The organism is Nocardioides panaciterrulae, from assembly GCF_013409645.1.
GTDB lineage: Bacteria > Actinomycetota > Actinomycetes > Propionibacteriales > Nocardioidaceae > Nocardioides > Nocardioides panaciterrulae.
Genome location: NZ_JACCBG010000001.1, coordinates 3736058 through 3762840, shown reverse-complemented (window position 1 = coordinate 3762840; position 26783 = coordinate 3736058). Strand labels below are relative to the sequence as shown.

Here is a 26783-nt window from a genome sequence, read left to right as displayed (position 1 = left end):
ATGAGCTCGGTCGGCGGGGACGACCCGATCACGGTCTGGTCGATCCCGATGCGCACCCGCTTCCGCGGCCTCACGGTCCGCGAGGGCGTGCTGCTGCGGGGCCGCGGACCGTCGGGCGCGGTGGGCTGGGGGGAGTGGAGCCCGTTCCTGGAGTACGACGCTGCCGTCGCCGCCCCGTGGCTGCGGTGCGCCGAGGAGGCGGCCGCGGGCGACTGGCCCGACCCGGTGCGCGACCGGGTCCCGGTCAACGTGACCGTGCCGGCCGTCGACGCCGAGCGCGCGCACGCGATCGCCCTCGACGGCGGCTGCCGGACCGCCAAGGTCAAGGTCGCCGAGCCCGGTCAGACGCTCGCCGACGACCAGGCCCGGCTCGAGGCGGTCCGGGACGCGCTCGGCCCGGCCGGGCGGATCCGGGTGGACGCCAACGGCGGCTGGGACGTCGACACGGCCGTCGCCGCGATCCGGGTGCTGGACCGGGCCGCGGCCGGGCTGGAGTACGTCGAGCAGCCGTGCGCGAGCGTCGAGGAGCTGGCCCGGGTCCGCCGTACCGTCGACGTGCCGATCGCCGCGGACGAGTCGATCCGGCGCGCGGCGGACCCCTACCGGGTGCGCGACCTCGAGGCCGCCGACGTGGCCGTGCTCAAGGTCCAGCCGCTGGGCGGGGTCCGGGCGTGCCTGCGCATCGCCGAGGACATCGGGCTGCCCGTGGTCGTCTCCTCCGCGCTGGAGACCTCGGTCGGGATCGCGGCCGGGGTGGCGCTGGCGGCCGCACTCCCCGAGCTGCCCTACGCCTGCGGCCTGGCCACGGTCCAGCTGCTCACCGCCGACGTGGTCACCGAGCCGCTGCTGCCGGTGGACGGGGCGCTGCCGGTGCGCGTGCCGGTCGTCGACGAGTCGGCGCTCGACCGGCTGGCCGCGACACCGGACCGGGTGGCGCACTGGGCGGCCCGGCTGGCCGAGGTGCGCGCGGCCGGCGCCCGGCTGCGGCAGGATGACCGCTCGTGACCCCTCAGTCGAACGGCGGCGCCACCGAGCTGGCCCGCGCGGTCGTCTCGGCGCTGGTCGAGGCCGGGGTGACCGAGGTGGTGATCGCGCCCGGCTCCCGCAACGCCCCGCTGTCGTTCGCGGCGTACGACGCGGCCGCGGCCGGGCTGCTGCGGCTGCACACCCGCATCGACGAGCGCTCGGCCGGCTTCCTGGCCCTCGGGCTGACCCGGGTCGGGGCCCGGGCGGCGGTGATGTGCACCTCCGGCACCGCGGTGGCGAACCTGCACCCGGCCGTGCTCGAGGCCGCACACACGGGCCTCCCGCTGGTGGCGGTCACCGCGGACCGGCCGGCCCGGCTGCGCGGCACCGGGGCCAACCAGACCACCGACCAGGTCGGGATCCTCGGCCCCCTGGTCGCCACCGTCGACCTCGCCGAGTCGGCGCAGGTTGACGCGGCCGGGCTCGCCGCGGCGGCCGGGCCGACGCACTGGAACGTCCAGCTCGACGAGCCGCTGGTGCCCGACGGTCGCTGGCGCCCCGCCGACGTGCGGCGCGCTGACCAGCCGCGTGCGACGCGGCCGGGCGGCCGGGCCGGGACGCCCCGGCGGCTGCCCCTCGGCCCGCGCACGGTGGTGGTGGCCGGCGACGACGCCGGGCCACCCGCGCGGATCCTGGCCGAGCGGGCGGGCTGGCCGCTGCTGGCCGAGCCGACCAGCGGCTCCCGCACCGGCGCCAACGCGGTGCGCTGCTACCGCCTGTTGCTCGGCACCGACCTCGGCGACCGGGTCCAGCGGGTGGTGGTCGCCGGCCACCCCACGCTGTCGCGACCGGTGACCCGGCTGCTGGCCCGCGACGACGTCGAGGTGGTCACGACGACGGCGGCGGGCGTCTGGGCCCGGCGGCCGTTCCCGGTCGACCACCACGTCGAGGGGCCGGTCGAGGCCGACGGGACCGACGACCCCGCCTGGCTCGAGGAGTGGCGGACCGCGGACCGGTCGGTGGGGCGCCGGCTGGACGCGCTGCTCGCCGCCGAGGCCGACCTCACGCCGTACGACGTGGCCGGCGCGGTCAGCCGGGTCCTGCCGGCCGGCGGGCTGCTGCACGTCGGCGCCTCCAGCCCGATCCGCGACCTGGACCTGATGGTGCCGCGCTACGCCGTCGGCGACCGCCGCAAGGTGATCGCCAACCGCGGTCTCGCCGGCATCGACGGGACGGTCTCCGCCGCGATCGGGGCCGCGCTGGGCCGGCCGTGGAGCAGCCGGGCGCTGGCGCTGATGGGTGACGTGACGTTCCTGCACGACGCGGGCGGCCTGGTGCTCGGTCCGCGCGAGGCCCGGCCGGATCTCACGATCGTGGTCGTCAACGACGACGGCGGCTCGATCTTCTCCATGCTGGAGCAGGGCGCCGAGGAGTACGCCGAGCCGTTCGACACCCTCTTCGGCACCCCGCACGGGGTGGACCTCGCCAGCCTGTGCGCGGCCACCCGGACACCGCACTGGCGGGTCGACTCACTCCCGGAGCTCGAGCACGCCCTGGCCAACCCCAACGGCGGGATCGAGGTCGTCGAGGCCGTGGTCCGCCGCGACAACCGGCGCGATCTCGACGCGCGGATCCGGGCCCTGCGCCCCTGACCGTCGAGCCAGCCGCGGGGCTGCCAGCGAGACGGCGCTGACCAGCAGTCCCGACGCGACCAGCGTCGACCGGACGCCGAGCAGGCCGAGCACCGCGCCCCCGAGCAGCATCCCGACCGAGCTCGACGCGCTGACCACGACCGCCTGCCCGGAGAGCAGGGTGCGCCGTACCGCGCCCTCGGCGGTCCGGGTGATCGCTGCGTTGACGGCGGTGATGCCGACGACGACGGACGCCCCGGCGGCCGCGGCGGCCAGCCCGGCCCCGAACGGGGTCGGCCACACCCCCATCAGCACCCACGCCGCACCGGCCGCCGTCCATGCGGTGGAGACCACCGCCAGCACCCGGCCCCGTCGTACGACCGGGACGGCGAGCAGGGTGCCGACGACCGATCCGGCGCCGTAGCCGGTCATCCCCCAGGCGTAGAGCACCCCGGGTCGTCCCTGCTGTGCTCCCAGGACGGCCAGCCCGAGCGTGAAGGCGAACCAGACCGCGGAGTTGGTGCCGCGCAGCACCCAGCCGACCAGCACCTCGGGGCGGCCGACGAGTGCGGACCGGATCGCCGGTGTCGGCGGACAGCCGGGCCCGGCCGGGGCAGGTGTGCCGCCCGGCACCGGCCAGGCCAGCAGGCCGGCGACGAGCACGGTGGCCGCCTGGACCCACAGCAGTGCGGTGGTGAACCCCAACGCGACGCCGGCCGCGCCCAGCCCCGGACCGACCAGCATCCCGACCCGCCGCAGCAGGTCCTGCCAGGTGAGCAGCGTGATCGCGCGGTCGGCGCCGAGCCGGTCGCCGACCTCGGCGAGCAGCGCGGCTCGGCCGGGCCCGCCCAGGGTCTCCCCGACGCCGAGCAGCAGCCCCGCCCCGAGGAGCACACCGGCCGAGACGACACCGAGCAGGGCGGCGGCCGGCACCACGCTCAGCGCGGCCGCGTCGAGGACCGCGAGGCAGGCCAGCCGTCGGCCGCTGCCGACCCACTGCCGGGCGCGCCGGGCCCACCACGGCGACAGCAGCACCGGCACCCCCTCCGCCCCGGCGACCAGGCCGGTCAGGGCGACCGAGCCGGTGCTGCCGAGCACGACCAGCGGCAAGGCGACCTGCGCGAGCCGGAAGGCGAGGTCCTGGGTGGCCGAGCCGAGCAGGAGCGAGACCGCGTGGGTCAGCGGGTGCCGGAGGAGTCTCACCCGCCCAGCCTCGACGGGCCGGGCCGGCGAGGGTAGCCGGCGGGAGCGAGCGACGCGTCATAGGCTGCGCCTATGGACCCATCTCCGTCGGTCGACGACCTGCGGCTGGTCGCCGCCGTGACGCGGACCGGGTCGGTCGGCGCCGCGGCCCGGGAGCTGCGCGTCTCCCAGCCGTCCGCGAGCCAGCGGCTCGGCCGGCTCGAGCGCCGGATCGGGCTGGTGCTCTTCGACCGCGACACCCAAGGCGCCCGCCCGACCGTCGCGGGTCGCGAGATGGCCCACCAGGCCGAGCACATCCTCGGTCACCTCGGCCGGGTGTACGACGTGGTCCGCACCGCCACCGCCGAGCGCGAGCTGCACGTGGGCTCGTTCGACTCGATCGCGGCCTCGCTGTTCCCGGTGCTGGACGCCGCGCTCGAGGGCGTGCCGCTGCGGCAGCGGGTGGACCACGGCGACCGGCTGGTCGAGTGGGTGGGCGAGGGCACGATGGACGCGGCCTTCGTGTGCGTCGCCGACCAGCTGGTGCTGCCGCGCGGCGTGCAGGTCCACCAGGTCGGGGGCGACACGCTGGTGCTGTTCCTACCCACGGGCGTCCCGAGGCCGCGCGCCGGCCGGCAGCCGCTCCGCGGCCTCGCGACGCCGTACCTCACCTATGACCTCGGAGCCGCCGACCTGCACACCCGGCTCGCGGACCTCGGAGCGCGACCGCGCCGGGGCGCCACAGTCGGCGCCACTCTCGCGATGGCGCGGCGGCAGGCGCAGCCGGCGGTGGTGCCGCGCTCGGCGCTCGCCGAGGGCCTCCGCAGCGGCGAGCAGGTCGCCGAGCTGCCGTTCACCAAGCGGCTGGTGCTGAGCATGGTCAGCCGCCCCCACGTCGACGCGCGGCTGGTGCAGGTGCTGCCGCACCTGCGAGCCGAGCTCGGGCTGGTCCGGCCGCGCCCCTGACCTCGTTGAGTTGGGCCCCGCGCCGGGTTGAGTTGGGCCCCGTGCCGGGTTGAGTTGGGCCTCGTGCCGGGTTGAGTTGGGCCTCGCGCCGGGTTGAGCTGGGCCTCGCGCCGGGTTGAGCTGGGCCTCCCGAGGCGGGGAGGCCGGTTCGCTGCCGGGGGAGGGCCGGCACGACGACGCGGCTCAGATATGGGCCGGTCCGCCACAATGTCCCGGTGGAGATCGCCGCACTGCTCGTGCTGCTCGCCGTCGGCGTCCTGGCGCTGACCGCCCTGGCCGGCAGGCTCGGCGTCCCGGCCCCGCTGATGCTGATCGCGGTCGGCATCGCGGTCAGCTACGTGCCCGGGATCCCGGAGCTCCACCTCGGGTCCGACGTGGTGCTGCTGGGGCTGCTGCCGCCACTGCTGTACGCCACCGCGATCCAGAGCTCGCTGGTCGACTTCAACGCCAACCGCCGGGCCATCCTGCTGCTCTCGGTCGGCCTGGTCGTGGTGACCACCCTCGGCATCGGCGTGATCGTGCACGCGGTGCTGCCCGGCGTGACCTGGGGGTCGGCGCTGGCCATCGGCGCGGTCGTCTCCCCGCCCGACGCGGTGGCCGCCACCGCCATCGGCCGGCGGATCGGCCTGCCCCGCCGGGTGGTGACGATCCTCGAGGGCGAGTCGCTGCTCAACGACGCCACCGCGCTGGTCGCGCTGCGCACCGCCGCCGCGCTCATCGTGGTCGGCTCGGAGAACGTGGTGCCGTGGCGGGTCGGCCTCGACTTCGTGTGGGCCGCCGCCGGCGGGGTGCTGGTGGGCACGCTCGGCTACCTGGGGGTCGGCTGGCTGCGCCGGCACGTCACCGACCCGGTGCTGGACACCGGGATGTCGTTCGTGGTGCCGTTCGCGGCGTACCTCGCGGCCGAGGAGATCAAGGCCTCGGGCGTGATCGCGGTGGTCGTCGTCGGCCTGCTGCTCGGCCACCGGGCGCCGGTGCTGCAGACCGCCCAGTCCCGGATCGCGGAGGGGATCAACTGGCGCACGATCGCGTTCATGCTCGAGAACGCCGTGTTCCTGCTGATCGGGCTGCAGGCGCAGTGGCTGCTCACCGACGTCGCGGACAGCCCGATACCGCTGCTGCGGATCATCGGGGCCTGCGCGGCCACCCTGGTCGGCGTGCTGGCGCTGCGGATGGCCTGGGTGTTCCTCACCCGCTACGCGCTGGTGCGTCCCGGCCCCGACCCGGACCTCGGCGTGACGCCGCCGTGGACGTTCACGTTCGTCATCGGCTGGGCGGGCATGCGCGGCGTCGTCACGCTGGCCGCGGCCTTCGTCATCCCCGCGGAGGCCGCGCACCGCGAGGTGCTGCTCGTCATCGCGTTCACCACCGTGGCGGGCACGCTGTTCGTGCAGGGCCTGTCGCTGGGCTGGGTGGCGCGGCGGCTGCGGGTGCCGCCGCCGGACCCGATGGACGACGCCCTGGCCCGCGCCACCCTGCTGCAGCAGGCCTCCAAGGCCGGCTACGAGGCACTGGACCGGATGGAGTACGACGACCCGCACGGGGTGAGGGAGCTGATCGAGCAGCGCATCGACCAGCGCAACTTCGCGGCCTGGGAGCGGCTCGGCACCACCGAGGGCCAGGAGTCCCCGAGCGAGCTCTACGCCCGGATCCGGCACGAGATGCTCGACGCCGAGCGCCGGCGCGTGCTGGAGATCCGCCACGCCGGCAAGGTGGCCTCGGAGGTGGTCAGCGACGTCCTGTCCACCCTCGACGTCGAGGAGTCGATGCTCGAGCTCGCCCACCAGGAGCACGACCAGATCCGGGAGGTCAACCGCACGCGGCGCCCGCGCGGCTCGGTCTGCGAGCACCTCGAGAAGTACGCCGTGGCCGCCACGGCCGAGGACCCCGCCTGCCAGGAGTGCCTGGAGGAGGGCACCGAGTGGGTCGCCCTGCGCCAGTGCCTGGCGTGCGGGCACGTCGCCTGCTGCGACTCCTCCCCGCGCCAGCACGCCACCGCACACTTCCGCACCACCCAGCACCCGGTCATGGAGTCCGCCGAGCCGGGCGAGGAGTGGCGGTGGTGCTACGTGCACCACCTGGCCGCGTGAGGCGCCCCGGAGCGGTGACTGCGTCGCCCGTGTGCGGCGGCGCGGCTGCCGGGCAGCGGCCCGCGGCTGTGCGGTGCCGCGCGGAGGATCAGGTGCCCGCGCGCACCATCCGCACGTGCAGGCCCTCGTCGTGCTCGTCCCGGGTGCCGTCGAGCCGGAAGCCCTGGCGCTCGTAGAAGCCGATCGCCCGGTCGTTGCCGTGCAGCACCCACAGGTACGCCGCCCGGTCGCCGATCGCGGTCTCGAGCAGCGCGTAGCCGATCCCGTGTCCCCAGCGGGCCGCACGCACGTAGAGGGCCATCACCTCGGTGTCGGTGTCGACGTCGTTGTCCCGGCCCGGCCCGGCGCTGACGAAGCCCACCAGGCCGTCGTCGTCCTCGGCCACCCAGGTCGGGGCGCCGTCGGTGAGGATCGTGCGCCACTTCTCGACCCGGGGCGGCACGTCGGCGCGTCGCTGGTCCAGGAGGGCCTGGGGCATGAGCCCGGTGTAGGCGTCGTCCCAGCAGTCCAGGTGCAGTGCGGTGAGCGCCTCGGCGTCCTCGGGCACGGCGCGCCGGATGCGGATCCCGTCGGTGGCGGTCATGCCGCGATCGTACGGATCACCCGGCCAGTGACAGACCGGGGACGAGACCGGAGACGACCCACCACCAGCCCAGCGCCGAGCCCTGCGGCCGGGGCACGGCTGCGGCGACGTGATTACGGTGGGCGCATGCGGATCACGAAGTTCGGCCACGCCTGCGTCCGGATCGAGCACGCGGGACGCACGGTCGTGCTGGACCCGGGCATGTTCACCGACGCCGAGGCGCTGGACGGCGCCGACGCGGTGCTGATCACCCACGAGCACCCCGACCACTACCTGGCCGAGCACCTGCGCGGCACCGACGCCCCGGTGTTCACGATCGCCGACGTCGCGGCGCGGATCCGCGAGGACGCGCCCGACGTGGCCGAGCGGGTCACGGTGGTCTCGCCGGGGGAGTCGTTCGACCCCGGCATCCCCGCGCGCGCGGTGGGCGAGCTGCACGCGGTGATCCACCCCGAGTTCCCCCGCTTCCACAACTCCGGCTACGTGCTGACCTGCGGCGAGGAGTCGCTCTACCACCCCGGCGACGCGCTGACCGGGCCCGGCCAGGCCGTCGACGTGCTGTGCGTGCCGGTCTCGGCGCCATGGATGCGGGCCTCCGAGGCGATCGAGTTCGCCCGCGCCGTGAAGGCGCCCCGCAACCTCGCGATCCACGACCGGGTCTACTCCGAGGCCGGGCTGCGGATCATCGACCAACACATGGAGGCGTTCCTGCCCAAGGAGGGGCTCGCCTACGTCCGGCGGGACGACGGGCAGGACCTGTAGCGCGTCGGGTCGTGTGCCTCAGAGCGCGCCAAGGCGCGGGCGCAGGCACCTGCCCGAGGGGGGCTCAGGAGGAGAGCGAGTCCCGCACCGGGACGAACTTCGCCTGCGACTCGGCCAGCTCGGCCTCGGGGTCGGAGTCCGCGACGATGCCGCAGCCGGCGAAGAGCCGCACGGTCGGGCCCTCGAGCCACGCCGAGCGCAGCGCGATGCCCCACTCGCCGTCGCCGCTGGCGTCCATCCAGCCGACCGGGCCGGCGTAGCGGCCTCGGTCCATGCCCTCGATCGCGGAGATCAGCGCGGTCGCCACCGGGGTCGGGGTGCCGCCCACGGCCGCCGACGGGTGCAGCGCCTCGGCGAGCTGCAGCGAGGAGACGGTGGCCGCGTCGTGCACGACCCCGGCCACGTCGGTGGCCAGGTGCATCACGTTGGGCAGGTGCAGCACGAACGGCGACTCGGGCACGTTCATCGACGAGCAGTGCGGGTCGAGCGCGTCGGCGACCGAGCGGACGGCGTACTCGTGCTCCTCGAGGTCCTTCGACGACCGCGCCAGCGTGGCGGCGAGTGCCAAGTCGCGCTCGTCGTCGCCGGTGCGCCGGATCGTGCCGGCCAGCACCCGGGAGGTGACCAGGCCGCGCTCGCGGCGCACCAGCATCTCGGGGGTGGCGCCGAACATGCCGTCGACGTGGAAGGTCCAGCACATGGGGTAGGACGAGGCGAGCCGCCGCAGCGGCCACCGGACGTCGACCGGGGCCCCGGCCGTGGCGACCAGGTCGCGGGCCAGCACGACCTTCTCCAGGTCTCCGGCGTTGATCCGGGCGACCGCGTCCGCGACCACCGACATCCAGTGCTCGCCGTCGAGGGACCCGTCGGCGAAGCTCACGTCGACCGGCGCGGGCGGCTCGTCAGCGACCGTCAGCTGGGGGACGGCGACCTCGTCGGGGCCGATGGTGGTCAGCCAGGTGGTCTCGCCGCGACGGCCGACCACGACCTCGGGAACCACCAGCACCGAGTCGCCGGGCTCGTCGGCGAACGCGAAGGACCCGAAGCCGACCAGCCCGGTGCCGGGCTCGTTGACCTCGTCGCGCACCACCGTGCGGCCCGTGGTCTCGGCCCACCACTTGGCGGCGTCGGAGAAGCGGGTGGCGCCGTGGGTGCGCACCTCGGCCGCCACCCCCCAGCCGACCAGTCCCTCGCCGCGGCGCAGCCAGGTCACGGGCCGGTCGCCGGGCAGCAGCTCCACGAGCGAGGCCACCTGCTCCGGCGCCAGGTCCACCCGCACCGTGCGGGCCACGAGCGGGCCGGGGGAGGGCGGCTGCTCGCCCGGGGTCGCGCTGGTCGTCACGAGGGTGAAGCGTACGCCGGTGACAGAGACCACTCCCGGCCCCGGCGTCGCCCCCGGCCCCGCCGCGAGCGCCGCCCGGCCCCGTCACGACCAGTAGACGACCACCTCGTCGCCGACCCGGACCTGGCCGAAGAGCCAGGCCAGCCCGTCGTAGTCACGCACGTTCACGCAGCCGTGCGAGGCCCCGGCGTACCCCCGGGCGGCGAAGTCCGAGGAGTAGTGCACGGCCTGCCCGCCCGAGAAGAACATCGAGTACGGCATCGCGGAGCCGTAGAGGTGCGACACGTGGTCGGCGTCCATGTTGTAGACGTGGAAGACGCCCTCGCGGGTCGGGCTGTACGACGCGCCGAAGCGCACGTCCAGGGTCTTGAGCACCTTGCCGTCGACGACCCAGCGCAGCGTCTGGCTGGTCTTGTCGATGCACAGCACCCGACCGGTCCGGCAGCGTGCGTCGAGCGTGCCGGGGGTGTTGCTGCCCGTGTCGGGCGCCTCGTTGAACATCGCGGCATGGGTCGGGGCGACGGTCATCGCGTGCAGCCGGTCCATCGTGCGCTGGTCGACCTCGCCGGTGACCGGGATGGCGCGCTTGGCCTGGAACCCCTCGACCGCCTGCTCGGTGGTGCTGTCGTAGGTGCCGGACACGTCGCCGGTGAGCCACTGGATCGACTGCAGTCGGGCCTGCAGGTCGCGCACGTCGGTGCCCTCGTCGCCGGGGCCGAGCAGGGTCGGCCCGGGGTGGAGGACGTTGAACATCTGGTCGTGCGTGGGCGTCTCGGTCATCGCGACCAGGCGTCGCCAGGTGTGCTGGTCGACGACGCCGGTCGCCTCGATCCCACGCTTGGTCTGGAACCCGGCCACGGCCTTGCGGGTGGTGGCGTCGTACTTCCCGGTGGTGGTCTCGGGCAGCCAGGCCAGCTGGAACAGCCGGGACTGGAGCTCGCGGACCTGCTCGCCCTCGGTACCCGGCTCCAGCACCGGCTGCGGGTCGGGCCGCTCGGTCTCGCTCGGCGTCGGAGGTGTGCTCGGCGGTGCGGAGGACTGCTCCGACGTCGGGTCGGTCGCGCCGGTCGAGGAGGGCGCGACCGGCAGCGGATCGCGGGCGGACGCCGTCTCCCGTCCGTGCTCGTAGTGCTGGACGGCGACGCCGGCGCCGTACGCCGCGGCGCCGAGACCGGCCACGACGAGGATCGTCATCAGCAGGACGCGCAGTGCTCTCATGGGGTCCCCCGGAGGATGGGTCATGAACTTCCAGTGTCAGCCGGAGAGACGCCTCAGCCGGGGATTCGGTTGCACGGCGCGGCGGCCGTGACCGTTTCGTTGCCGATGGCGGGCCGGGGATCGCGCCCCCGTAGTCTCTGCGCGTGGCCCGTGCAGAGCTCGACAAGCAGCCGACCGACGTCCGTCGCATGTTCGATGCGGTGGCCCGGCGCTACGACGTCACCAATGACGTGCTCTCGCTCGGTCAGGACCGCCGCTGGCGCCACGCGGTCATCGACGCGGTCGACCCGAAGCAGGGCGAGCTCGTGCTCGACCTCGCCGCCGGCACCGGCACCTCCAGCCAGCCGTTCGCCGATCGCGGCGCGACGGTCGTGCCCTGCGACTTCTCGCTCGGCATGCTGCAGGTCGGGAAGAAGGCGAAGCCGCACCTGCCCTTCACCGCCGGGGACGGCACCCGGCTGCCGTTCGCGGACGCCACCTTCGACGCGGTCACGATCTCCTTCGGGCTGCGCAACATCGTCGACCCCGTCGCGGGGCTCGAGGAGATGCGCCGGGTCGCGAAGCCGGGGGGCCGGCTGGTCGTCTGCGAGTTCAGCCACCCGACCTGGGCGCCGTTCCGCACCGTCTACATCGAGTACCTCATGAAGGCGCTCCCGCCGATCGCCCGGGCGGTCTCGTCCTCCCCGGACGCCTACGTCTACCTCGCGGAGTCGATCCGCGCCTGGCCCGACCAGCGCGGACTGGCCGACCTGCTCACCCGGGCCGGCTGGGCCGGCCCGGAGTGGCAGAACCTCTCCGGCGGCATCGTGGCCCTCCACCGGGCGCTGGCGCGGTAGTCCGGGGCCGGCGCGCCGCGACGTCAGTGCCCTGAACTGCCGTCTCGGGCGGTTGAGAGTGCCGCGGACTGCCGTCTCGGCATGATGTCGGTCATGGACTGCGTCTTCTGCGCGATCGTGGCCGGTGACCTCCCGGCCAGCACGGTGTACGACGATGACCGGGTGCTGGCGTTCGCCGACATCCGTCCGGCCACGACCGGCCACCTGCTCGTCGTCCCGAAGCGGCACGCCGCGGACCTGGCCGCGCTGGAGCCACAGGATGGCGCGCGGATGTTCCAGGTCGCCCAGCGCCTGGCCGCCGGCCTGCGCAACAGCCCCTTGGAGCCCGAGGGGGTGAACCTCTTCCTGGCCGACGGCGAGGTCGCGGGGCAGGAGGTCTTCCACGCCCACCTGCACGTGCTGCCCCGGCGTACCGGTGACGGCTTCGGCGTCCGTGCCGACTTCGCGAGCCCGTCCCGGGAGGAGCTGGACCGGGTCGCCGGCCTGGTGCGGGACGCCCTCGGGGACCCCGGCTGACCCGGTCGGGAGTCGAGCTGCGCCGACTCGGCGAGGTGTCCCCCTCCGAGCCTCAGGGGCCGGCCCGGACCGCGACCACCGGCCGCCAACCAGCGCCGACTCGGCGCACCCGCGGTCTCGACCCGACGACCCGGAATCCCAACCAGCGCTGGGTTTTCCTCGCGCCAGCGCCTGAGGACGGGCTCGCCGCCACACCGGTTCCCGACACGGGGGCACCCCCGCGTGCGAGCGGGTCCCGGGAGTGGCAGTATGTGTTGCACGCCACTTAGTGATTCAGTTCACAAAGCCACAATCCGGTGGCTATCCGGGCGGGTGCGGACAGGAAGGACGGGGCATGGACCTCTACACGCCAGTGCTGGCGCTGGCCCTGCTCGCGGCGTTGTTCGCCGTCGGCTCGGTGGCGATGAGCGCGTTCATCGGGCCGAAGCGCCGCAACCGGGCCAAGCTGGACTCCTACGAGTGCGGCATCGAGCCCACCCCGCAGCCGGTCGGCGGCGGCCGGTTCCCGGTGAAGTACTACATCACCGCGATGCTGTTCATCGTCTTCGACATCGAGATCGTCTTCCTCTACCCGTGGGCGGTCTACTTCGACTCGATGCGGTTCTTCGGGCTGGTCGAGATGGTCCTGTTCATCGCCACCGTCTTCGTCGCCTACGCCTACGTATGGCGCCGCGGCGGCCTCGAATGGGACTGAGGCCCACGATGCCCGCACGCTGCCTTCGTCCTCGTCGGTCGCCCTCCTCCGCCTTGGCATCGCACGCGCCTCGTGACCCTCAGGGAGGTATCTGAGATGGGTCTTGAAGAAAAGCTCCCCAGCGGGGTGCTGCTGACCACGGTCGAGGGCGTCGCCGGCTACATGCGCAAGGCGTCGTTCTGGCCGGCCACGTTCGGCCTGGCCTGCTGCGCCATCGAGATGATGACGTCCGGCGGCCCGAAGTACGACCTCGCGCGGTTCGGCATGGAGGTCTTCCGCGCCAGCCCGCGCCAGGCCGACCTGATGATCGTCGCCGGCCGGGTGAGCCAGAAGATGGCCCCGGTGCTGCGCCAGATCTACGACCAGATGCCCGACCCGAAGTGGGTGCTGGCGATGGGCGTGTGCGCCAGCAGCGGCGGCATGTTCAACAATTACGCGATCGTCCAGGGGGTCGACCACGTCGTCCCCGTCGACATGTACCTCCCCGGCTGCCCGCCGCGCCCGGAGATGCTCATCGACGCGATCCTCAAGCTCCACGACCAGGTCCAGCACGCGAAGCTCGGCAGCAACCGCCGGCACGAGGTCGAGCAGCAGGAGAACGACGCGCTGCGGGCGCTGCCCACCTCCGACATGAAGGGCCTGCTGCGATGAGCCCCGAGGACAAGGGCGTCGAGAAGGGCGTCGAGAAGGCCGCCGAGAAGGACAGGGCCGTCGAGCAGCGCGCCCCCGAGCTGGGCGACGAGAACGTCCCCGCCCCCGTCGGGCAGGTGCACGCGGTCGGCGAGCGCCGCGGCATGTTCGGGGTCCGCGGCACCGGCGACACCAGCGGGTACGGCGGCCTGGTCGCACCGATCGTCTACCCCACCCCGGCGCAGCGGCCGTTCGGCGGCTGGCACGACGAGGTGGCCGACGCCCTCGAGGAGGGCCTGCGGGGCGGTGGCCTCGAGCACGCGGTCGAGTCGGTCGTGATCCACCGCGGCGAGATCACCTTCCACGTGCGCCGCGAGGACCTCCTTGCGGTGGCCCGGCTGCTCCGCGACGACGAGCGGCTGCGCTTCGAGTTCTGCTCGGGCGTCAGCGGCGTGCACTACCCCGAGGACCGCGGCCGCGAGCTGCACGCGGTCTACCACCTGCTCTCGATGACCCACAACCGCCGGATCCGGCTCGAGGTCACCGCCCCGGACGCCGACCCGCACGTCCCGTCGATCGTCGCGGTCTACCCGACCAACGACTGGCACGAGCGCGAGACGTTCGACATGTTCGGGATCGTCTTCGACGGGCACCCGGCCCTGACCCGCATCCTCATGCCCGACGACTGGCCGGGCCACCCCCAGCGCAGGGACTACCCGCTGGGCGGCATCCCCGTGGAGTACAAGGGCGGGAGCATCCCGCCGCCCGACCAGCGGAGGAGCTACAACTGATGCCATCCCACGACGTTCTTCTCCTCCTCCGCAACGCCTCAGCCCACGACCTTGCGGCCTCCCCCGCTCCTCGGAGTGATGTCTCATGACCACCGACGACATGTATGCCGGCACCGGCGAGACCACCGAGGGTCGCGTCTTCACGGTCACCGGCCAGGACTGGGACCAGATCGTGGCGGGCCTCGCCGACAGCGGCGAGGCCGAGGAGCGCGTGGTCGTCAACATGGGTCCGCAGCACCCGTCGACGCACGGTGTGCTCCGCCTGATCCTCGAGCTGGAGGGCGAGACGGTCACCGAGGCCCGCTGCGGCATCGGCTACCTGCACACCGGCATCGAGAAGAGCATGGAGTACCGCTCCTGGACGCAGGGCGTCACGTTCTGCACCCGGATGGACTACCTCAGCCCGTTCTACAACGAGATGACCTACGTGCTCGGCGTCGAGCGGCTGCTCGACATCGAGGAGGACATCCCCGAGAAGGCCCAGGTGATGCGGGTCCTGCTCATGGAGCTCAACCGCATCTCCTCGCACCTGGTCTGCATCGCCACCGGCGGCATGGAGATCGGCGCGCTGACGGTGATGACGATCGGCTTCCGCGAGCGCGAGCTCGTGCTCGACCTGTTCGAGCTGATCACCGGCCTGCGGATGAACCACGCGTTCATCCGCCCCGGCGGCGTCGCCCAGGACCTGCCGCCCGGCGCGCTCGACGAGATCCGCGACTTCATCGCCCTGATGAAGAAGCGCCTGCCGGAGTACGCCGCGCTCTGCAACGCCAACCCGATCTTCAAGGCCCGCCTGGACGGCGTCGGCCACCTCGACCTGGCCGGCTGCCTGGCGCTCGGGCTGAGCGGCCCGGTGCTGCGCAGCGCCGGCTACCCCTGGGACCTGCGCAAGACCCAGCCCTACAGCGGCTACGAGACCTACGACTTCGACGTCCAGACCTGGGACACCTGCGACGCCTACGGCCGCTTCCGGATCCGGCTCGCCGAGATGTGGGAGTCGCTGAAGATCGTCGAGCAGGCGGCCGACCGGCTCGCCCGGCTCGAGGGCGCACCGGTCATGGTCGCCGACAAGAAGATCGCCTGGCCCAGCCAGCTCGCCGTCGGCGGCGACGGCATGGGCAACAGCCTCGACCACATCCGCCACATCATGGGCGAGTCGATGGAGGCGCTGATCCACCACTTCAAGCTCGTGACCGAGGGCTTCCGCGTCCCGGCCGGGCAGGCCTACGTGCCGATCGAGTCGCCGCGCGGCGAGCTCGGGGCGCACGTCGTCTCCGACGGCGGCACCCGGCCGTTCCGGGCCCACTTCCGGGACCCGTCGTTCACGAACCTGCAGGCGACGAGCGTGATGAGCGAGGGCGGCATGGTCGCGGACGTCATCGTCGCGATCGCCAGCATCGACCCCGTCATGGGAGGTGTCGACCGATGACCGAGGTCTCGACAGGCTCGACCGGCGGCGCGCTCAGCGACGCCACGTACGACGAGCTGCGGCAGATCGCCGCGCGCTACCCCGAGGCCCGCTCCGGCCTGCTGCCGATGCTGCACCTCGTGCAGTCCGTGCAGGGCCGGGTCACGCCCGAGGGCATCGAGGCGTGCGCCGCACTGCTCGGCCTGACCGCCGCCGAGGTCAGCGGCGTGGCGACGTTCTACACGATGTACAAGCGTCGCCCGGTCGGCGACTACCACGTCGGGGTCTGCACGAACACGCTGTGCGCGGTGATGGGGGGCGACGCGATCTTCGAGCGGCTCAAGGACCACCTCGACATCGGCAACGACGAGACCACCGCCGACGGCCGGATCAGCCTCGAGCACATCGAGTGCAACGCCGCCTGCGACTACGCCCCGGTGATGACGGTCAACTGGGAGTTCATGGACAACATGACCCCCGAGTCGGCCACCCGGCTGGTCGACGACCTGCGGGCCGGCGCCGAGGTCAGCTCGACCCGCGGGGCCCGGCTGTGCACCTGGCGCGAGGCCGAGCGGGTGCTCGCGGGCTTCCCCGACGACCGCGCCGACGAGGGACCCGCGGCCGGGCCCGCCTCCCTGGTCGGGCTGGGCATCGCGCGCGAGCGCGGCTGGACCGCTCCCGACGCCGGCGGCGGCTCGGCGCAGCAGCTCGGTGCGGGGGACCGCGCCGGTGCCACCGAGGAGGCCGACACCTCCCGGGCCGAGAGCGAGGTGAAGGTCGACGAGTCGCCGGCCGACACCAAGCACGTCGACAACCCCGAGAAGGGGCAGGAGGCCCAGTGAGCAACGAAGTGGCGACCCTGACGCCGGTCCTCACCGACAACTGGGACGAGGAGCGCAGCTGGACCCTCGAGGCCTACGAGGCCCGCGGCGGCTACCGCGCCCTCGACAAGGCCCTCGGCATGGACCCGGCCGCGGTCATCGAGGAGGTCAAGGAGTCCGGGCTGCGCGGTCGCGGCGGCGCCGGCTTCCCGACCGGCATGAAGTGGGGCTTCATCCCGCAGGACAACCCGCGGCCGAAGTACCTCGTCGTCAACGCCGACGAGTCCGAGCCGGGCACCTGCAAGGACGTCCCGCTGATGATGGCCAGCCCGCACACGCTGGTCGAGGGCGTGATCATCAGCTCCTACGCGATCCGCGCCAACCGGGCGTTCATCTACGTGCGCGGCGAGGTGCTGCACGTCGTACGCCGCCTCCAGCGCGCCGTCCAGGAGGCCTACCTGGCCGGCCACCTCGGCACGAACATCCACGGCTCGGGCTACGACCTCGAGCTGGTGGTGCACGCCGGCGCCGGCGCCTACATCTGTGGCGAGGAGACCGCGCTGCTCGACTCGCTGGAGGGCCGCCGCGGCCAGCCCCGGCTGCGGCCGCCGTTCCCGGCGGTGGCCGGGCTGTACGCCAGCCCGACGGTGATCAACAACGTCGAGTCGATCGCCTCGGTGCCGAGCATCATCGCCAACGGCGCCGACTGGTTCTCCTCGATGGGCACCGAGAAGTCCAAGGGCTTCGGCATCTTCTCGCTCTCGGGGCACGTCGCGAGGCCCGGCCAGTACGAAGCGCCGCTCGGCATCACGCTGCGCGAGCTGATCGACCTCGCCGGTGGCATCCGCGAGGGCCACGAGCTGAAGTTCTGGACGCCGGGCGGCTCGAGCACGCCGATGCTGACCGCCGAGCACCTCGACGTGCCGCTCGACTTCGAGGGGGTGGGGGCGGCCGGCTCGATGCTCGGCACCCGCGCGCTGCAGATCTTCGACGACAGCACCTGCGTCGTGCGGGCGGTGCTGCGCTGGACGGAGTTCTACAAGCACGAGTCCTGCGGCAAGTGCACGCCGTGCCGCGAGGGCACCTGGTGGCTGGTGCAGGTGCTCGCGGCTCTCGAGCGGGGCCAGGGCAGCGAGGACGACCTCGAGCTGCTGCTCGACCAGTGCGACAACATCCTCGGCCGCTCGTTCTGCGCGCTCGCCGACGGCGCGGTCAGCCCGATCACCAGCTCCATCAAGTACTTCCGCGACGAGTACGTCGCGCACCTCACCCACGGCGGCTGTCCCTTCGACCCGGCCGCCTCCACCGTGTTCGCACCCGTGGGAGCCCGCTGAGATGACGACCACCCCGGAGAGGACCGACGTCGACCTCGTGACGCTCACCATCGACGGCGTCGAGGTCAGCGTTCCGAAGGACACCCTGGTGATCCGCGCGGCGGAGCAGGTCGGCGTGCAGATCCCGAGGTTCTGCGACCACCCCCTGCTCGCGCCCGTCGGCGCCTGCCGCCAGTGCCTGGTCGACATCCCCGACGCCGGCAACGGCCGCGGCTTCCCCAAGCCGCAGGCCTCGTGCACCATCACGGTCGCCGAGGGCATGGTCGTCAACACCCAGGCCACCAGCCCGGTCGCGGACAAGGCCCAGCAGGGGATCATGGAGTTCCTGCTGGTCAACCACCCGCTGGACTGCCCGGTCTGCGACAAGGGCGGCGAGTGCCCGCTGCAGAACCAGGCGATGACCAACGGGCGCGCGGAATCGCGCTTCTCCGCCCACGGCGGGGTCAAGCGGACCTATCCCAAGCCGATCAACATCTCCGCCAACGTGCTGCTGGACCGGGAGCGCTGCGTGCTCTGCGCCCGCTGCACCCGGTTCTCCGAGCAGATCGCCGGCGACCCGTTCATCACGCTCATCGAGCGCGGTGCGCTGCAGCAGGTCGGGATCTACGAGAAGGAGCCGTTCGAGTCCTACTTCTCGGGCAACACCATCCAGATCTGCCCGGTGGGGGCGCTGACCAGCGCCGAGTACCGCTTCCGCTCGCGGCCCTTCGACCTGGTCTCCACGCCCTCGGTGGCCGAGCACGACGCCTGCGGCGCGGCGATCCGGGTCGACCACCGCCGCGGCAAGGTGATGCGCCGCCTGGCGGGGAACGACCCCGAGGTCAACGAGGAGTGGCTCACCGACAAGGACCGGTTCGCCTTCACCTACGCGACGATGCCGGACCGGCTGGCCTACCCCCAGGTGCGGGAGACGCTGCCGGACGGAGGCCGGGGCGAGCTGCGTCCCGCGTCGTGGCCGGAGGCCTTCGCGGTCGCCGCCCGCGGGCTGCGCGCGGCCCTTCGAGACGCCTCGTCCCTCGGCTCCTCGGGAACCACCGGCGGGGTCGCGGTGCTCACCGGGGGCCGGGTGACCGCCGAGGACGCCTACGCCTACAGCAAGTTCGCCCGGGTCGCGCTCGGCACCAACGACATCGACTTCCGGTCCCGCCCGCTCTCGCAGGAGGAGACCGACTTCCTCGCCGCCGAGGTGGTGCTGCGCGGGCCCGGCGACGGCGGCGTGACGTACGCCGACCTCGAGGCCGCCTCGACCGTGGTGCTGGCGGGCCTCGAGCCCGAGGACGAGGCCGGCACGATCTTCCTGCGGCTGCGCAAGGCCGCGCTGGACCACCGCACCCGCGTGGTCGCGATCGCGCCGTACGCCACCCGGGGGCTGCACAAGATGAACGGCCAGCTGGTCGCCACCGCCCCGGGGGAGGAGGCGGCCGCGCTCGACGCGATGGTCTCGCACGCCGACTTCGGCCTGGACGCCACCGGCGTGGTCCTGGTCGGGGAGCGGCTCGCGACCTCGCCGGGTGCCCTGACCGCGGCCGCCCGGCTGGCCCGCACCACCGGCGCGCGGCTGGCCTGGGTGCCGCGCCGCGCGGGCGACCGCGGTGCGCTCGAGGCCGGCTGCCTGCCGACCCTGCTGCCCGGCGGCCGCCCGGTCGCCGACCCCGCGGCGCGCGTCGACGTCGCCACCACGTGGGGCGTCGACGGCCTGCCCGAGACGCCCGGACGCGACGCGGACGCGATCGTCGCGGCGCTGGTCGCCGGCGAGCTGGGTGGCCTGGTCGTCGGCGGCGTCGACCCCGACGACACCAGCGACCCGGCCGCGACCCGGGCCGCGCTCGAGGCCGCCTCGTTCGTGGTCGCCCTCGAGCTGCGCGAGACCGAGGTGACCCGCGCCGCCGACGTGGTCTTCCCGGTCGCCCCGGTCACCGACAAGGCCGGCACCTTCGTGACCTGGGAGGGCCGCCCGCGCGAGTTCGCCGCCGTCCTCGAGGACCCGCGCTCGCTGCCCGACCTGCGGGCGCTGGCCGGGATCGCCGAGGAGCTGGGCCGCCCGCTGGGCTTCCGCACCGTCGCCGAGGCGCGCGCCCAGATGCACGAGCTCGGCCCCTGGGACGGTGAGCGGGTCGCGCCGCCGGAGACCGCGCCTGCCGCGGCCCCGCCCGTATCGCCGTCCGGCGACGGGCTGCGGCTGGCCACCTGGAAGCTGATGATCGACAACGGCTCGATGCTGGTCGGTGACAAGGCGTTCCTGGCCACGGCACGACCCGCCGTCGCGCGGGTCAGCCCGGGGACGTACGCCGGCCTCGGTGCGGCCGTCGCCGACGGCGTCACCCTGACCGGCGACCGCGGCTCGGTCACCTTGCCGCTGGAGGTCGCCGAGGACATGGTCGACGGCGTCGTGTGGATGCCGGCCAACTCGGCGGGCGCCGGGGTGCTGGCCGGCCTCGCCTCGCCCGGATCCACCGTCACGCTGAAGGGAGCGGCGCAGTGATGCACCTGGCCTCGGTTGCGGGGATCGTCCCCATGGTCGACTACCCCACGACGGCTGACTTCGGCCACGACCCCTGGTGGATCATCATCATCAAGGTCGTCGCGATCTTCCTGGTCCTGGTGCTGCTCACGCTGTTCAACATCTGGTTGGAGCGCCGCGTCGTGGCCCGGATGCAGCACCGCATCGGCCCCAACGTGCACGGTCCCTTCGGCCTGCTGCAGTCCCTGGCCGACGGCGTCAAGCTGGCGCTGAAGGAGGACATCATCCCGACGGCGGCGGACAAGGTGGTCTTCCTCCTGGCCCCGGTCCTGGCCGCGGTCCCTGCGTTCGTCACGTTCAGCGTGATCCCGTTCGGCCCGGAGGTGGACTTCTTCGGCCACCGGACGCCGCTGCAGCTGACCGACATGCCGGTCGCGGTGCTGTTCGTGATGGCGATCGCCTCGATCGGCATCTACGGCATCGTGCTGGGCGGCTGGTCCAGCGGCTCGACGTACTCGCTGCTCGGCGGGCTGCGCTCGAGCGCCCAGATGATCTCCTACGAGGTCGCGATGGGCCTCGCGCTGGTCGCGGTGTTCCTCTACGCCAAGTCGATCTCGACCTCGGAGATCGTGGCGGCCCAGGACAAGTTCTGGTACGGCCTGATCCTCGCCCCGTCGTTCATCATCTACCTGATCTCGATGGTGGGGGAGACCAACCGCGCGCCGTTCGACCTGCCCGAGGCGGAGGGCGAGCTGGTCGGCGGCTTCCACACCGAGTACTCCTCGCTGAAGTTCGCGCTGTTCTTCCTCGCCGAGTACATCAACATGGCGACGGTCTCGGCGCTGGCCACGACGCTTTTCCTCGGCGGCTGGGCGGCGCCGTTCGGGATCGGCCACTTCTGGCACGGAGCGAACGAGGGCTGGGTCCCGCTGATCTGGTTCTTCGGCAAGGTGCTGTTCTTCATCTTCCTGTTCATCTGGCTGCGCGGCACCCTGCCCCGGCTGCGCTACGACCAGTTCATGGCGTTCGGCTGGAAGCGGCTGATCCCGGTCTCGCTGCTCTGGATCGTCGCGGTGGCCACGATCCGATCGGTCACCCTCGACGGCGGCATCGACCGGCGCTGGCTGCTGATCGGCATCGGCATCCTCGCGGTGCTCTTCCTCGTGCTGTTCTTCGTCGGCGGCGAGGAGACCGAGCCGGAGGCCGCACCGAGCCCCGGCGAGGCCTCCGGCCAGGTCGGCGGGTTCCCCGTGCCGCCGATGCCCGCCGGTGGTGCGGTGCGAGGTGCGGCCCGTCCGCTGTCGTTCCCGGCGGGACCGACCGTCGCCGCCACCGGTGAGGAGATCTGATGGCCCCGTCCGACCAGAACCAGTCCGGTGCCCGGACCCTCAAGGAACAGCTGTGGGACCCGGTCGCGGGCTTCGGCGTCACCTTCCGGACCATGTTCCGCAAGGTCGTGACCGAGCAGTACCCGTTCGAGAAGATGCCGACCGCCCCGCGCTTCCACGGGCGGCACCAGCTCAACCGCTGGCCCGACGGCCTCGAGAAGTGCATCGGGTGCGAGCTGTGCGCCTGGGCCTGCCCCGCCGACGCGATCTACGTCGAGGGCGCGTCCAACTCGGACCTGCCGGAGGGCGAGCGCTTCAGCCCCGGGGAGCGGTACGGCCGCGTCTACCAGATCAACTACCTGCGCTGCATCCTGTGCGGCCTGTGCATCGAGGCCTGCCCGACCCGCGCGCTGACGATGACCAACGAGTACGAGCTGGCCGACGACAACCGCGCGGACCTGATCTACGAGAAGTCCGACCTGCTGGCGCCGCTGCTGCCGGGGATGGAGCAGCCGCCGCACCCGATGCGGCTGGGGTCCGACGAGGGTGACTACTACCGCGGCGCCTACGCCGCGCCGGTGGTTGCCGAGGAGCCGAGGGACGAGGCGTCTCGAGAGGCGCCCACCGAGGAGACGCACGCATGACCGCCTTCTGGGTCCTGGCGCCGATCATGACGATCGCCGCCCTGGGCATCTTGTTCGTCCGCAAGGCCGTGCACGCCGCGCTGCTGCTGGCGGTGGTGATGATCAGCCTCGCGGTGCTCTACGCGGTGCTCGACGCGCCGTTCCTGTTCGCGGTGCAGATCATCGTCTACACCGGCGCGATCTTGATGCTGTTCCTGTTCGTGCTGATGCTGGTCGGCGTGGACGCCTCCGACTCGGTGGTCGAGACGATCCGCGGCCAGCGCGTGCTCGCGATCGCGGGTGGACTGCTGCTCGGGCTGGTGCTGGTGATCGGCCTCGGCCAGATCTCGCTCGGCACCGGCGTCGGCCTCGACCGGGCCAACTCCGGCGGCAACATCCAGTCCCTCGCCCAGATCCTGTTCTCCCGCTACGTCTTCGCCTTCGAGGTCACCAGCGCGCTGCTGATCACCGCGGCGATCGGCGCGATGGTGCTCGCCCACCGGGAGCGGCTCACGCCCAAGCCGACCCAGGCGTCCCTGGCCGCGCAGCGGATGCGCGACTACGCCGAGAAGGGCACCCATCTCGGCCCACTGCCGCCACCGGGCGTCTACGCCCGGCACAACGCGGTCGACACCCCGGCCCTGCTGCCGGACGGCACCGCCGCCGAGGCGTCGGTCTCCCGGGTGCTGGCCGCCCGGGGCACGGTCCGCTCGGCGCCCGCGCTGGCCGACGACGTGCGCGCGCTGCAGCAGCAGGTCGGCGACGCGCCGCACGCCGGCCGCGACGCCTCGAGCCCCGCGACCACGGAGGAGGAGTCCCCCGCATGAGCGTCACGCCGTACGTCGTCCTCTCGGCCATCCTGTTCACGATCGGCAGCGTGGGCGTGCTGACCCGCCGCAACGCGATCGTGGTGTTCATGTGCGTGGAGCTGATGCTCAACGCCTCGAACCTCGCGCTGGTGGCCTTCTCCCGCCAGCACGGCAACCTCGACGGCCAGGTCGCGGCGTTCTTCGTCATGGTCGTGGCCGCCGCCGAGGTGGTGGTCGGGCTCGCGATCATCATGACCATCTTCCGGACCCGTCGCTCGGCCTCGGTCGACGACGCGAGCCTGCTGAAGTACTAAGGAGCCCGCCCTGATGTATGCACTCGAGGCGGTCCACGTCCCGGTGGTCGCCCCCGCGTCCGCGACCGGCGCCTTCACCCTGATGTGGCTGGTGATCGCCCTCCCCGCGCTCGGGGCGGCGGTGCTGCTGCTCGGTGGCCGCGCCACCGACCGCTGGGGCCACCTGCTGGCCACGCTGCTGCCGATCGGCTCGTTCGTGATCAGCCTGGTGATGTTCCTGAGCCTGCTCGGCCGCGACGCCGGCGACCGCTCGGTGAGCCAGCACGTCTACGACTGGATCCAGGTCGGGCACTTCGACGCGCGGATGGATCTGCTCTACGACCCGCTCTCGGCGCTGTTCCTGCTGCTGATCACCGGCGTCGGCTCGCTGATCCACGTCTACTCGATCGGCTACATGGAGCACGACCCCCGGCGCCGGCGCTTCTTCGGCTACCTCAACCTCTTCGTCGCGGCCATGCTCATGCTGGTGCTCTCGGAGAACTACCTGGGGCTGTTCCTGGGCTGGGAGGGCGTCGGCCTCGCGTCGTACCTGCTCATCGGCTTCTGGCAGCACAAGCCGTCCGCGGCGGCCGCGGCCAAGAAGGCCTTCGTGATCAACCGGGTGGGGGACATGGGGCTCTCCCTGGCGATCGCGCTGTTCTTCGTGACCTTCGGCTCCACCAGCTTCACCGTGATCAGCGCGCACAGCGACCAGGCCTCGACCGGCACCCTGACCGCGCTCGGCCTGCTGCTGCTGCTCGGCGCCTGCGGCAAGTCCGCCCAGGTGCCGCTGCAGGCCTGGCTGCTCGACGCGATGGAGGGCCCGACCCCGGTGTCCGCGCTGATCCACGCGGCGACCATGGTGACCGCGGGCGTCTACCTCGTCGTCCGCTCCAACTTCGTCTTCTCGCTCGCTCCCGACGCGCGCACCGCGGTCGTCGTCGTCGCGGTGGTCACGCTGCTGTGGGGAGCGATCATCGGCTGCGCCAAGGACGACATCAAGAAGGTGCTGGCCGGCTCCACGATGAGCCAGATCGGCTACATGATGCTGGGCGCCGGCCTCGGCCCGGCCGGCTACGCGTTCGCGATCTTCCACCTGCTGGTCCACGGGTTCTTCAAGGCCAACATGTTCCTCGGCGCCGGCTCGGTCATGCACGGCATGGACGACGACGTCGACATGCGCCACTACGGCGCGCTGCGCAAGGCCATGCCGGTCACGTTCCTGACCTTCGCGATGGGCTACCTCGCGATCATCGGGTTCCCGGGGTTCTCAGGCTTCTGGTCCAAGGACAAGATCATCGAGACCGCGCTGGCCCAGAACTGGCTGGTCGGCGTGCTCGCGCTGCTCGGGGCCGGCATCACCGGCTTCTACATGACCCGGCTGATGCTGCTGACGTTCTTCACCGAGGAGCGGTGGGAGCGCGACGTGCACCCCCACGAGTCGCCGAAGGTGATGACGATCCCGCTGATCGTGCTCGCGGCCCTGTCGGCGCTCGGCGGCGTGATGCTGATCGGCAACTGGATCCAGGACTTCCTCGCACCGGTCGTCGGCACCGCGGTCGAGCACGCGCCGCCGCTGCCGGCCCTGGCGGTCACGACGATCGCGGTGGTCGTGGTGGCGGTCGGGGTCGCGCTGGCCTGGTTCCTCGTCGGCAAGAGAGACGTGCCCCGGATCGCGCCGCAGCGGGTCTCCTGGGTCACCCGGGCCGCGCGCAACGACCTCTACGGCGACGCGATCAACGACGGGCTCGTGGTCGAGCCCGGCCGCCGTACCGTCGCCGGGCTGCTCTCCTTCGACCACTACGGCGTCGACGGCACCCTCACCGGGGGACCGGTCGCCATCGGCGTGGTCGCCGGCCAGGCGCGCCGTGTCCAGAACGGCTTCGTCCGCTCCTACGCCCTGTCCCTGCTCGGCGGCGTGCTGATCGTCGTCCTGGCCCTCCTGGCGGTGAACCTCGCATGACCTCCTTCCCGTGGCTCACCGTGCTGGTGGCGGTGCCGTTCGTCGGCGCCCTGCTGGTGGCCTTCCTCCCGCGGACCCGGGGGCCGGTGCTGTCCAAGCAGCTGGCGCTGGGCGTCTCGCTGCTGACGCTGGTGGTCGCGATCGTGATCGCCGCGCAGTACGACACCGGCGGCGGCATGCAGCTGACCGAGCAGCACGCGTGGATCCCCGCGCTGGGGGTGCACTACGCGCTCGGTGTCGACGGCCTGGGCCTGCTGCTGATCCTGCTCACCGCCGTGCTGACGCCGATCGTGGTGGTCGCCTCGTGGCACGACGCCGACGACCGCAACCCCGCGGCGTTCTTCGGCTGGGCGCTGGCGCTGGAGTCGTTCTCGCTGATGGTCTTCTCCGCGACCGACGTGTTCTTGTTCTACGTGTTCTTCGAGGCCACGCTGATCCCGGCGTACTTCCTCATCGGCGGGTTCGGCCGCGAGGGCCGGGCGATGGCCGCGCTGAAGTTCCTGATGTACCAGCTCGGCGGCGGCCTGGTGATGCTCGCCTCGGTGCTGGGCCTCTACGTCGTCTCCGCGCAGGCCGGGAAGCCGTCCTACCTGCTCTCGGACCTGAGCAGCCTGGACATGGGCACCGGCGCCGAGCGCTGGCTGTTCGCCGGGTTCTTCATCGCGTTCGCCGTCAAGGCGCCGCTGTTCCCGCTGCACACCTGGCTGGCCGACACCACGCAGCGCGCGACCCCCGGCACCAGCGTGCTGCTGGTCTGCGTGCTCGACAAGATCGGCACCTTCGGGATGCTGCGCTACTGCCTGGGCATCTTCCCGAACGCCTCGCAGTGGGCGACCCCGGTGGTGGTGACGCTGGCGCTGATCTCGATCGTCTACGGCGCGCTGCTGGCCATCGGCCAGGACGACCTGCTGCGGCTGATCGGGCTCACCTCGCTGAGCCACTTCGGCTTCATCACCCTGGGCATCTTCGTGTTCACCACCCAGGGCGCCTCCGGCTCGATCCTCTACATGGTCAACCACGGCATCGCCACCGCCGCGCTGTTCCTGCTGGCGGGCTACCTGATCCGCCGGCGCGGCACCGCCTCGATCCGCCGGATCGTCGGCGTCGAGAAGTCCGCACCGGTGCTGGCCGGGCTGTTCCTCGTGGCCGGTCTCGCGACCCTCGGCCTGCCGGGGCTGAGCCAGTTCGTCTCCGAGATCCTGGTGCTGATCTCGGCGTTCGACTACCACTGGTGGGTCGGCGCGGTGGCCGTCACCGGCATCGTGCTGGCCGCGATCTACGTGCTGTGGATGTATCAGCGCACGATGACCGGGCCCGGGGTGCCGGGGGTCGAGGAGACCCCCGACCTGAACCGCCGCGAGATCGGCTCGGTCGCGCCGCTGGTGCTGGCCCTGGTGCTCTTCGGCTTCTACCCGATGCCGCTGCTCGACGTCAGCAACCCCACGGTCACCACGCTGCTGCAGCACGCGGGCGTGAGCGACCAGGCCCCCGTCGTACCGGCGGCGGGAGAGAAGGCGCAGGAAGGCCCGCAGTGAA

General features: G+C 72.8%; 23 protein-coding genes. 20 read left to right on the top strand and 3 right to left on the bottom strand.

Going from position 1 to position 26783, the window contains the following annotated elements; genetic code table 11:
• From BJZ21_RS17895 to BJZ21_RS17880, 4 genes are all read left to right on the top strand, one after another.
• Window positions 1–1005, top strand: coding sequence for an o-succinylbenzoate synthase (locus BJZ21_RS17895; RefSeq protein WP_179665784.1), 1005 nt, complete (start codon window positions 1–3; stop codon window positions 1003–1005).
• Window positions 1002–2618, top strand: coding sequence for a 2-succinyl-5-enolpyruvyl-6-hydroxy-3-cyclohexene-1-carboxylic-acid synthase (menD, locus tag BJZ21_RS17890; protein ID WP_179665009.1), 1617 nt, complete (start codon window positions 1002–1004; stop codon window positions 2616–2618). The genes BJZ21_RS17895 and menD overlap by 4 nt, the downstream gene beginning before the upstream one ends.
• 1254 nt (window positions 2619–3872) lie before the next feature.
• The gene (locus tag BJZ21_RS17885; RefSeq protein ID WP_179665008.1) at window positions 3873–4745 is read left to right on the top strand and encodes a LysR family transcriptional regulator; all 873 of its coding nucleotides are present in this window, start codon (window positions 3873–3875) and stop codon (window positions 4743–4745) included.
• A 215-nt stretch (window positions 4746–4960) separates the two neighbouring features.
• The gene (locus BJZ21_RS17880; RefSeq protein ID WP_179665007.1) at window positions 4961–6835 is read left to right on the top strand and encodes a cation:proton antiporter domain-containing protein; all 1875 of its coding nucleotides are present in this window, start codon (window positions 4961–4963) and stop codon (window positions 6833–6835) included.
• Between the two features lie 88 nt (window positions 6836–6923).
• On the opposite strand, the gene BJZ21_RS17875 is transcribed toward BJZ21_RS17880, so the two are convergent.
• Window positions 6924–7418 carry a GNAT family N-acetyltransferase gene (locus tag BJZ21_RS17875; RefSeq protein ID WP_179665006.1) on the bottom strand — a complete coding sequence of 165 codons (495 nt, stop codon included), beginning with the start codon at window positions 7416–7418 and terminating at the stop codon, window positions 6924–6926.
• 126 nt (window positions 7419–7544) lie between these two features.
• Here BJZ21_RS17875 and BJZ21_RS17870 point away from each other — a divergent pair, with 126 nt between their 5' ends.
• Window positions 7545–8180 carry an MBL fold metallo-hydrolase gene (locus BJZ21_RS17870; RefSeq protein WP_179665005.1) on the top strand — a complete coding sequence of 212 codons (636 nt, stop codon included), beginning with the start codon at window positions 7545–7547 and terminating at the stop codon, window positions 8178–8180.
• A gap of 64 nt (window positions 8181–8244) precedes the next feature.
• Here the strand turns inward: BJZ21_RS17870 and BJZ21_RS17865 are convergent, their stop codons facing one another.
• Window positions 8245–9522: an isochorismate synthase gene (locus BJZ21_RS17865; RefSeq protein WP_179665004.1), complete on the bottom strand. Its 1278-nt coding sequence runs from the start codon at window positions 9520–9522 to the stop codon at window positions 8245–8247.
• 84 nt (window positions 9523–9606) lie between these two features.
• Window positions 9607–10740 (bottom strand): L,D-transpeptidase family protein, encoded by a 1134-nt coding sequence (locus BJZ21_RS20655; protein ID WP_218851544.1) that lies wholly within the window; start codon window positions 10738–10740, stop codon window positions 9607–9609.
• 143 nt (window positions 10741–10883) lie between these two features.
• Between BJZ21_RS20655 and BJZ21_RS17850 the strand changes: the two genes are divergently transcribed.
• The 15 genes from BJZ21_RS17850 to BJZ21_RS17780 all read left to right on the top strand — a co-directional run bounded on the left by BJZ21_RS17850 (window position 10884) and on the right by BJZ21_RS17780 (window position 26782).
• The gene (locus BJZ21_RS17850) at window positions 10884–11576 is read left to right on the top strand and encodes a demethylmenaquinone methyltransferase (RefSeq protein WP_179665003.1); all 693 of its coding nucleotides are present in this window, start codon (window positions 10884–10886) and stop codon (window positions 11574–11576) included.
• A 93-nt stretch (window positions 11577–11669) separates the two neighbouring features.
• Window positions 11670–12092, top strand: coding sequence for an HIT family protein (locus tag BJZ21_RS17845; RefSeq protein ID WP_179665002.1), 423 nt, complete (start codon window positions 11670–11672; stop codon window positions 12090–12092).
• Window positions 12093–12426: 334 nt separating this feature from the next.
• Window positions 12427–12786: an NADH-quinone oxidoreductase subunit A gene (locus BJZ21_RS17840; protein WP_179665001.1), complete on the top strand. Its 360-nt coding sequence runs from the start codon at window positions 12427–12429 to the stop codon at window positions 12784–12786.
• A gap of 96 nt (window positions 12787–12882) precedes the next feature.
• Window positions 12883–13437, top strand: a complete 555-nt coding sequence (locus tag BJZ21_RS17835) for a NuoB/complex I 20 kDa subunit family protein (protein WP_179665000.1) — start codon at window positions 12883–12885, stop codon at window positions 13435–13437.
• Window positions 13434–14207 carry an NADH-quinone oxidoreductase subunit C gene (locus BJZ21_RS17830; RefSeq protein ID WP_179664999.1) on the top strand — a complete coding sequence of 258 codons (774 nt, stop codon included), beginning with the start codon at window positions 13434–13436 and terminating at the stop codon, window positions 14205–14207. Before BJZ21_RS17835 ends, BJZ21_RS17830 begins: the two co-directional genes overlap by 4 nt.
• An 85-nt stretch (window positions 14208–14292) precedes the next feature.
• The gene (locus tag BJZ21_RS17825; protein WP_179664998.1) at window positions 14293–15636 is read left to right on the top strand and encodes an NADH-quinone oxidoreductase subunit D; all 1344 of its coding nucleotides are present in this window, start codon (window positions 14293–14295) and stop codon (window positions 15634–15636) included.
• Entirely contained in the window at window positions 15633–16457 is an 825-nt protein-coding gene (nuoE, locus tag BJZ21_RS17820; RefSeq protein ID WP_179664997.1) for an NADH-quinone oxidoreductase subunit NuoE, read from the top strand. Before BJZ21_RS17825 ends, nuoE begins: the two co-directional genes overlap by 4 nt.
• Window positions 16454–17770, top strand: coding sequence for an NADH-quinone oxidoreductase subunit NuoF (gene nuoF / locus BJZ21_RS17815; protein WP_343052204.1), 1317 nt, complete (start codon window positions 16454–16456; stop codon window positions 17768–17770). Before nuoE ends, nuoF begins: the two co-directional genes overlap by 4 nt.
• A 1-nt stretch (window position 17771) precedes the next feature.
• A complete protein-coding gene (locus tag BJZ21_RS17810) occupies window positions 17772–20252 on the top strand; it encodes an NADH-quinone oxidoreductase subunit G (protein WP_179664996.1) in 2481 nt (826 codons plus the stop codon).
• Window positions 20253–20284: 32 nt separating this feature from the next.
• On the top strand, window positions 20285–21580 hold the full coding sequence (gene nuoH / locus BJZ21_RS17805; protein ID WP_179664995.1) for an NADH-quinone oxidoreductase subunit NuoH: 1296 nt from the start codon (window positions 20285–20287) through the stop codon (window positions 21578–21580).
• A complete protein-coding gene (nuoI, locus tag BJZ21_RS17800) occupies window positions 21580–22203 on the top strand; it encodes an NADH-quinone oxidoreductase subunit NuoI (RefSeq protein WP_179664994.1) in 624 nt (207 codons plus the stop codon). Before nuoH ends, nuoI begins: the two co-directional genes overlap by 1 nt.
• Window positions 22200–23009, top strand: a complete 810-nt coding sequence (locus BJZ21_RS17795; RefSeq protein WP_179664993.1) for an NADH-quinone oxidoreductase subunit J — start codon at window positions 22200–22202, stop codon at window positions 23007–23009. The genes nuoI and BJZ21_RS17795 overlap by 4 nt, the downstream gene beginning before the upstream one ends.
• Window positions 23006–23305 carry an NADH-quinone oxidoreductase subunit NuoK gene (gene nuoK, locus BJZ21_RS17790; RefSeq protein WP_179664992.1) on the top strand — a complete coding sequence of 100 codons (300 nt, stop codon included), beginning with the start codon at window positions 23006–23008 and terminating at the stop codon, window positions 23303–23305. Before BJZ21_RS17795 ends, nuoK begins: the two co-directional genes overlap by 4 nt.
• A gap of 13 nt (window positions 23306–23318) precedes the next feature.
• Entirely contained in the window at window positions 23319–25247 is a 1929-nt protein-coding gene (gene nuoL / locus BJZ21_RS17785) for an NADH-quinone oxidoreductase subunit L (protein ID WP_179664991.1), read from the top strand.
• On the top strand, window positions 25244–26782 hold the full coding sequence (locus BJZ21_RS17780) for an NADH-quinone oxidoreductase subunit M (protein WP_179664990.1): 1539 nt from the start codon (window positions 25244–25246) through the stop codon (window positions 26780–26782). Before nuoL ends, BJZ21_RS17780 begins: the two co-directional genes overlap by 4 nt.
• Window position 26783: the final 1 nt, after the last annotated feature.

Coding starts and splice junctions, on each gene's coding strand:
- BJZ21_RS17780 (WP_179664990.1), top strand. CDS start 25,244: ATGACCTCCTTCCCGTGGCTCACCGTGCTGGTGGCGGTGCCGTTCGTC.
- BJZ21_RS17845 (WP_179665002.1), top strand. CDS start 11,670: ATGGACTGCGTCTTCTGCGCGATCGTGGCCGGTGACCTCCCGGCCAGC.
- BJZ21_RS17830 (WP_179664999.1), top strand. CDS start 13,434: ATGAGCCCCGAGGACAAGGGCGTCGAGAAGGGCGTCGAGAAGGCCGCC.
- BJZ21_RS17895 (WP_179665784.1), top strand. CDS start 1: ATGAGCTCGGTCGGCGGGGACGACCCGATCACGGTCTGGTCGATCCCG.
- nuoH (WP_179664995.1), top strand. CDS start 20,285: ATGGTCGACTACCCCACGACGGCTGACTTCGGCCACGACCCCTGGTGG.
- BJZ21_RS17810 (WP_179664996.1), top strand. CDS start 17,772: ATGACGACCACCCCGGAGAGGACCGACGTCGACCTCGTGACGCTCACC.
- BJZ21_RS17875 (WP_179665006.1), bottom strand. CDS start 7,418: ATGACCGCCACCGACGGGATCCGCATCCGGCGCGCCGTGCCCGAGGAC.
- nuoI (WP_179664994.1), top strand. CDS start 21,580: ATGGCCCCGTCCGACCAGAACCAGTCCGGTGCCCGGACCCTCAAGGAA.
- BJZ21_RS17885 (WP_179665008.1), top strand. CDS start 3,873: ATGGACCCATCTCCGTCGGTCGACGACCTGCGGCTGGTCGCCGCCGTG.
- nuoE (WP_179664997.1), top strand. CDS start 15,633: ATGACCGAGGTCTCGACAGGCTCGACCGGCGGCGCGCTCAGCGACGCC.
- BJZ21_RS17825 (WP_179664998.1), top strand. CDS start 14,293: ATGACCACCGACGACATGTATGCCGGCACCGGCGAGACCACCGAGGGT.
- BJZ21_RS17870 (WP_179665005.1), top strand. CDS start 7,545: ATGCGGATCACGAAGTTCGGCCACGCCTGCGTCCGGATCGAGCACGCG.
- nuoL (WP_179664991.1), top strand. CDS start 23,319: ATGTATGCACTCGAGGCGGTCCACGTCCCGGTGGTCGCCCCCGCGTCC.
- BJZ21_RS17835 (WP_179665000.1), top strand. CDS start 12,883: ATGGGTCTTGAAGAAAAGCTCCCCAGCGGGGTGCTGCTGACCACGGTC.
- BJZ21_RS17795 (WP_179664993.1), top strand. CDS start 22,200: ATGACCGCCTTCTGGGTCCTGGCGCCGATCATGACGATCGCCGCCCTG.
- BJZ21_RS17840 (WP_179665001.1), top strand. CDS start 12,427: ATGGACCTCTACACGCCAGTGCTGGCGCTGGCCCTGCTCGCGGCGTTG.
- nuoK (WP_179664992.1), top strand. CDS start 23,006: ATGAGCGTCACGCCGTACGTCGTCCTCTCGGCCATCCTGTTCACGATC.
- BJZ21_RS20655 (WP_218851544.1), bottom strand. CDS start 10,740: ATGAGAGCACTGCGCGTCCTGCTGATGACGATCCTCGTCGTGGCCGGT.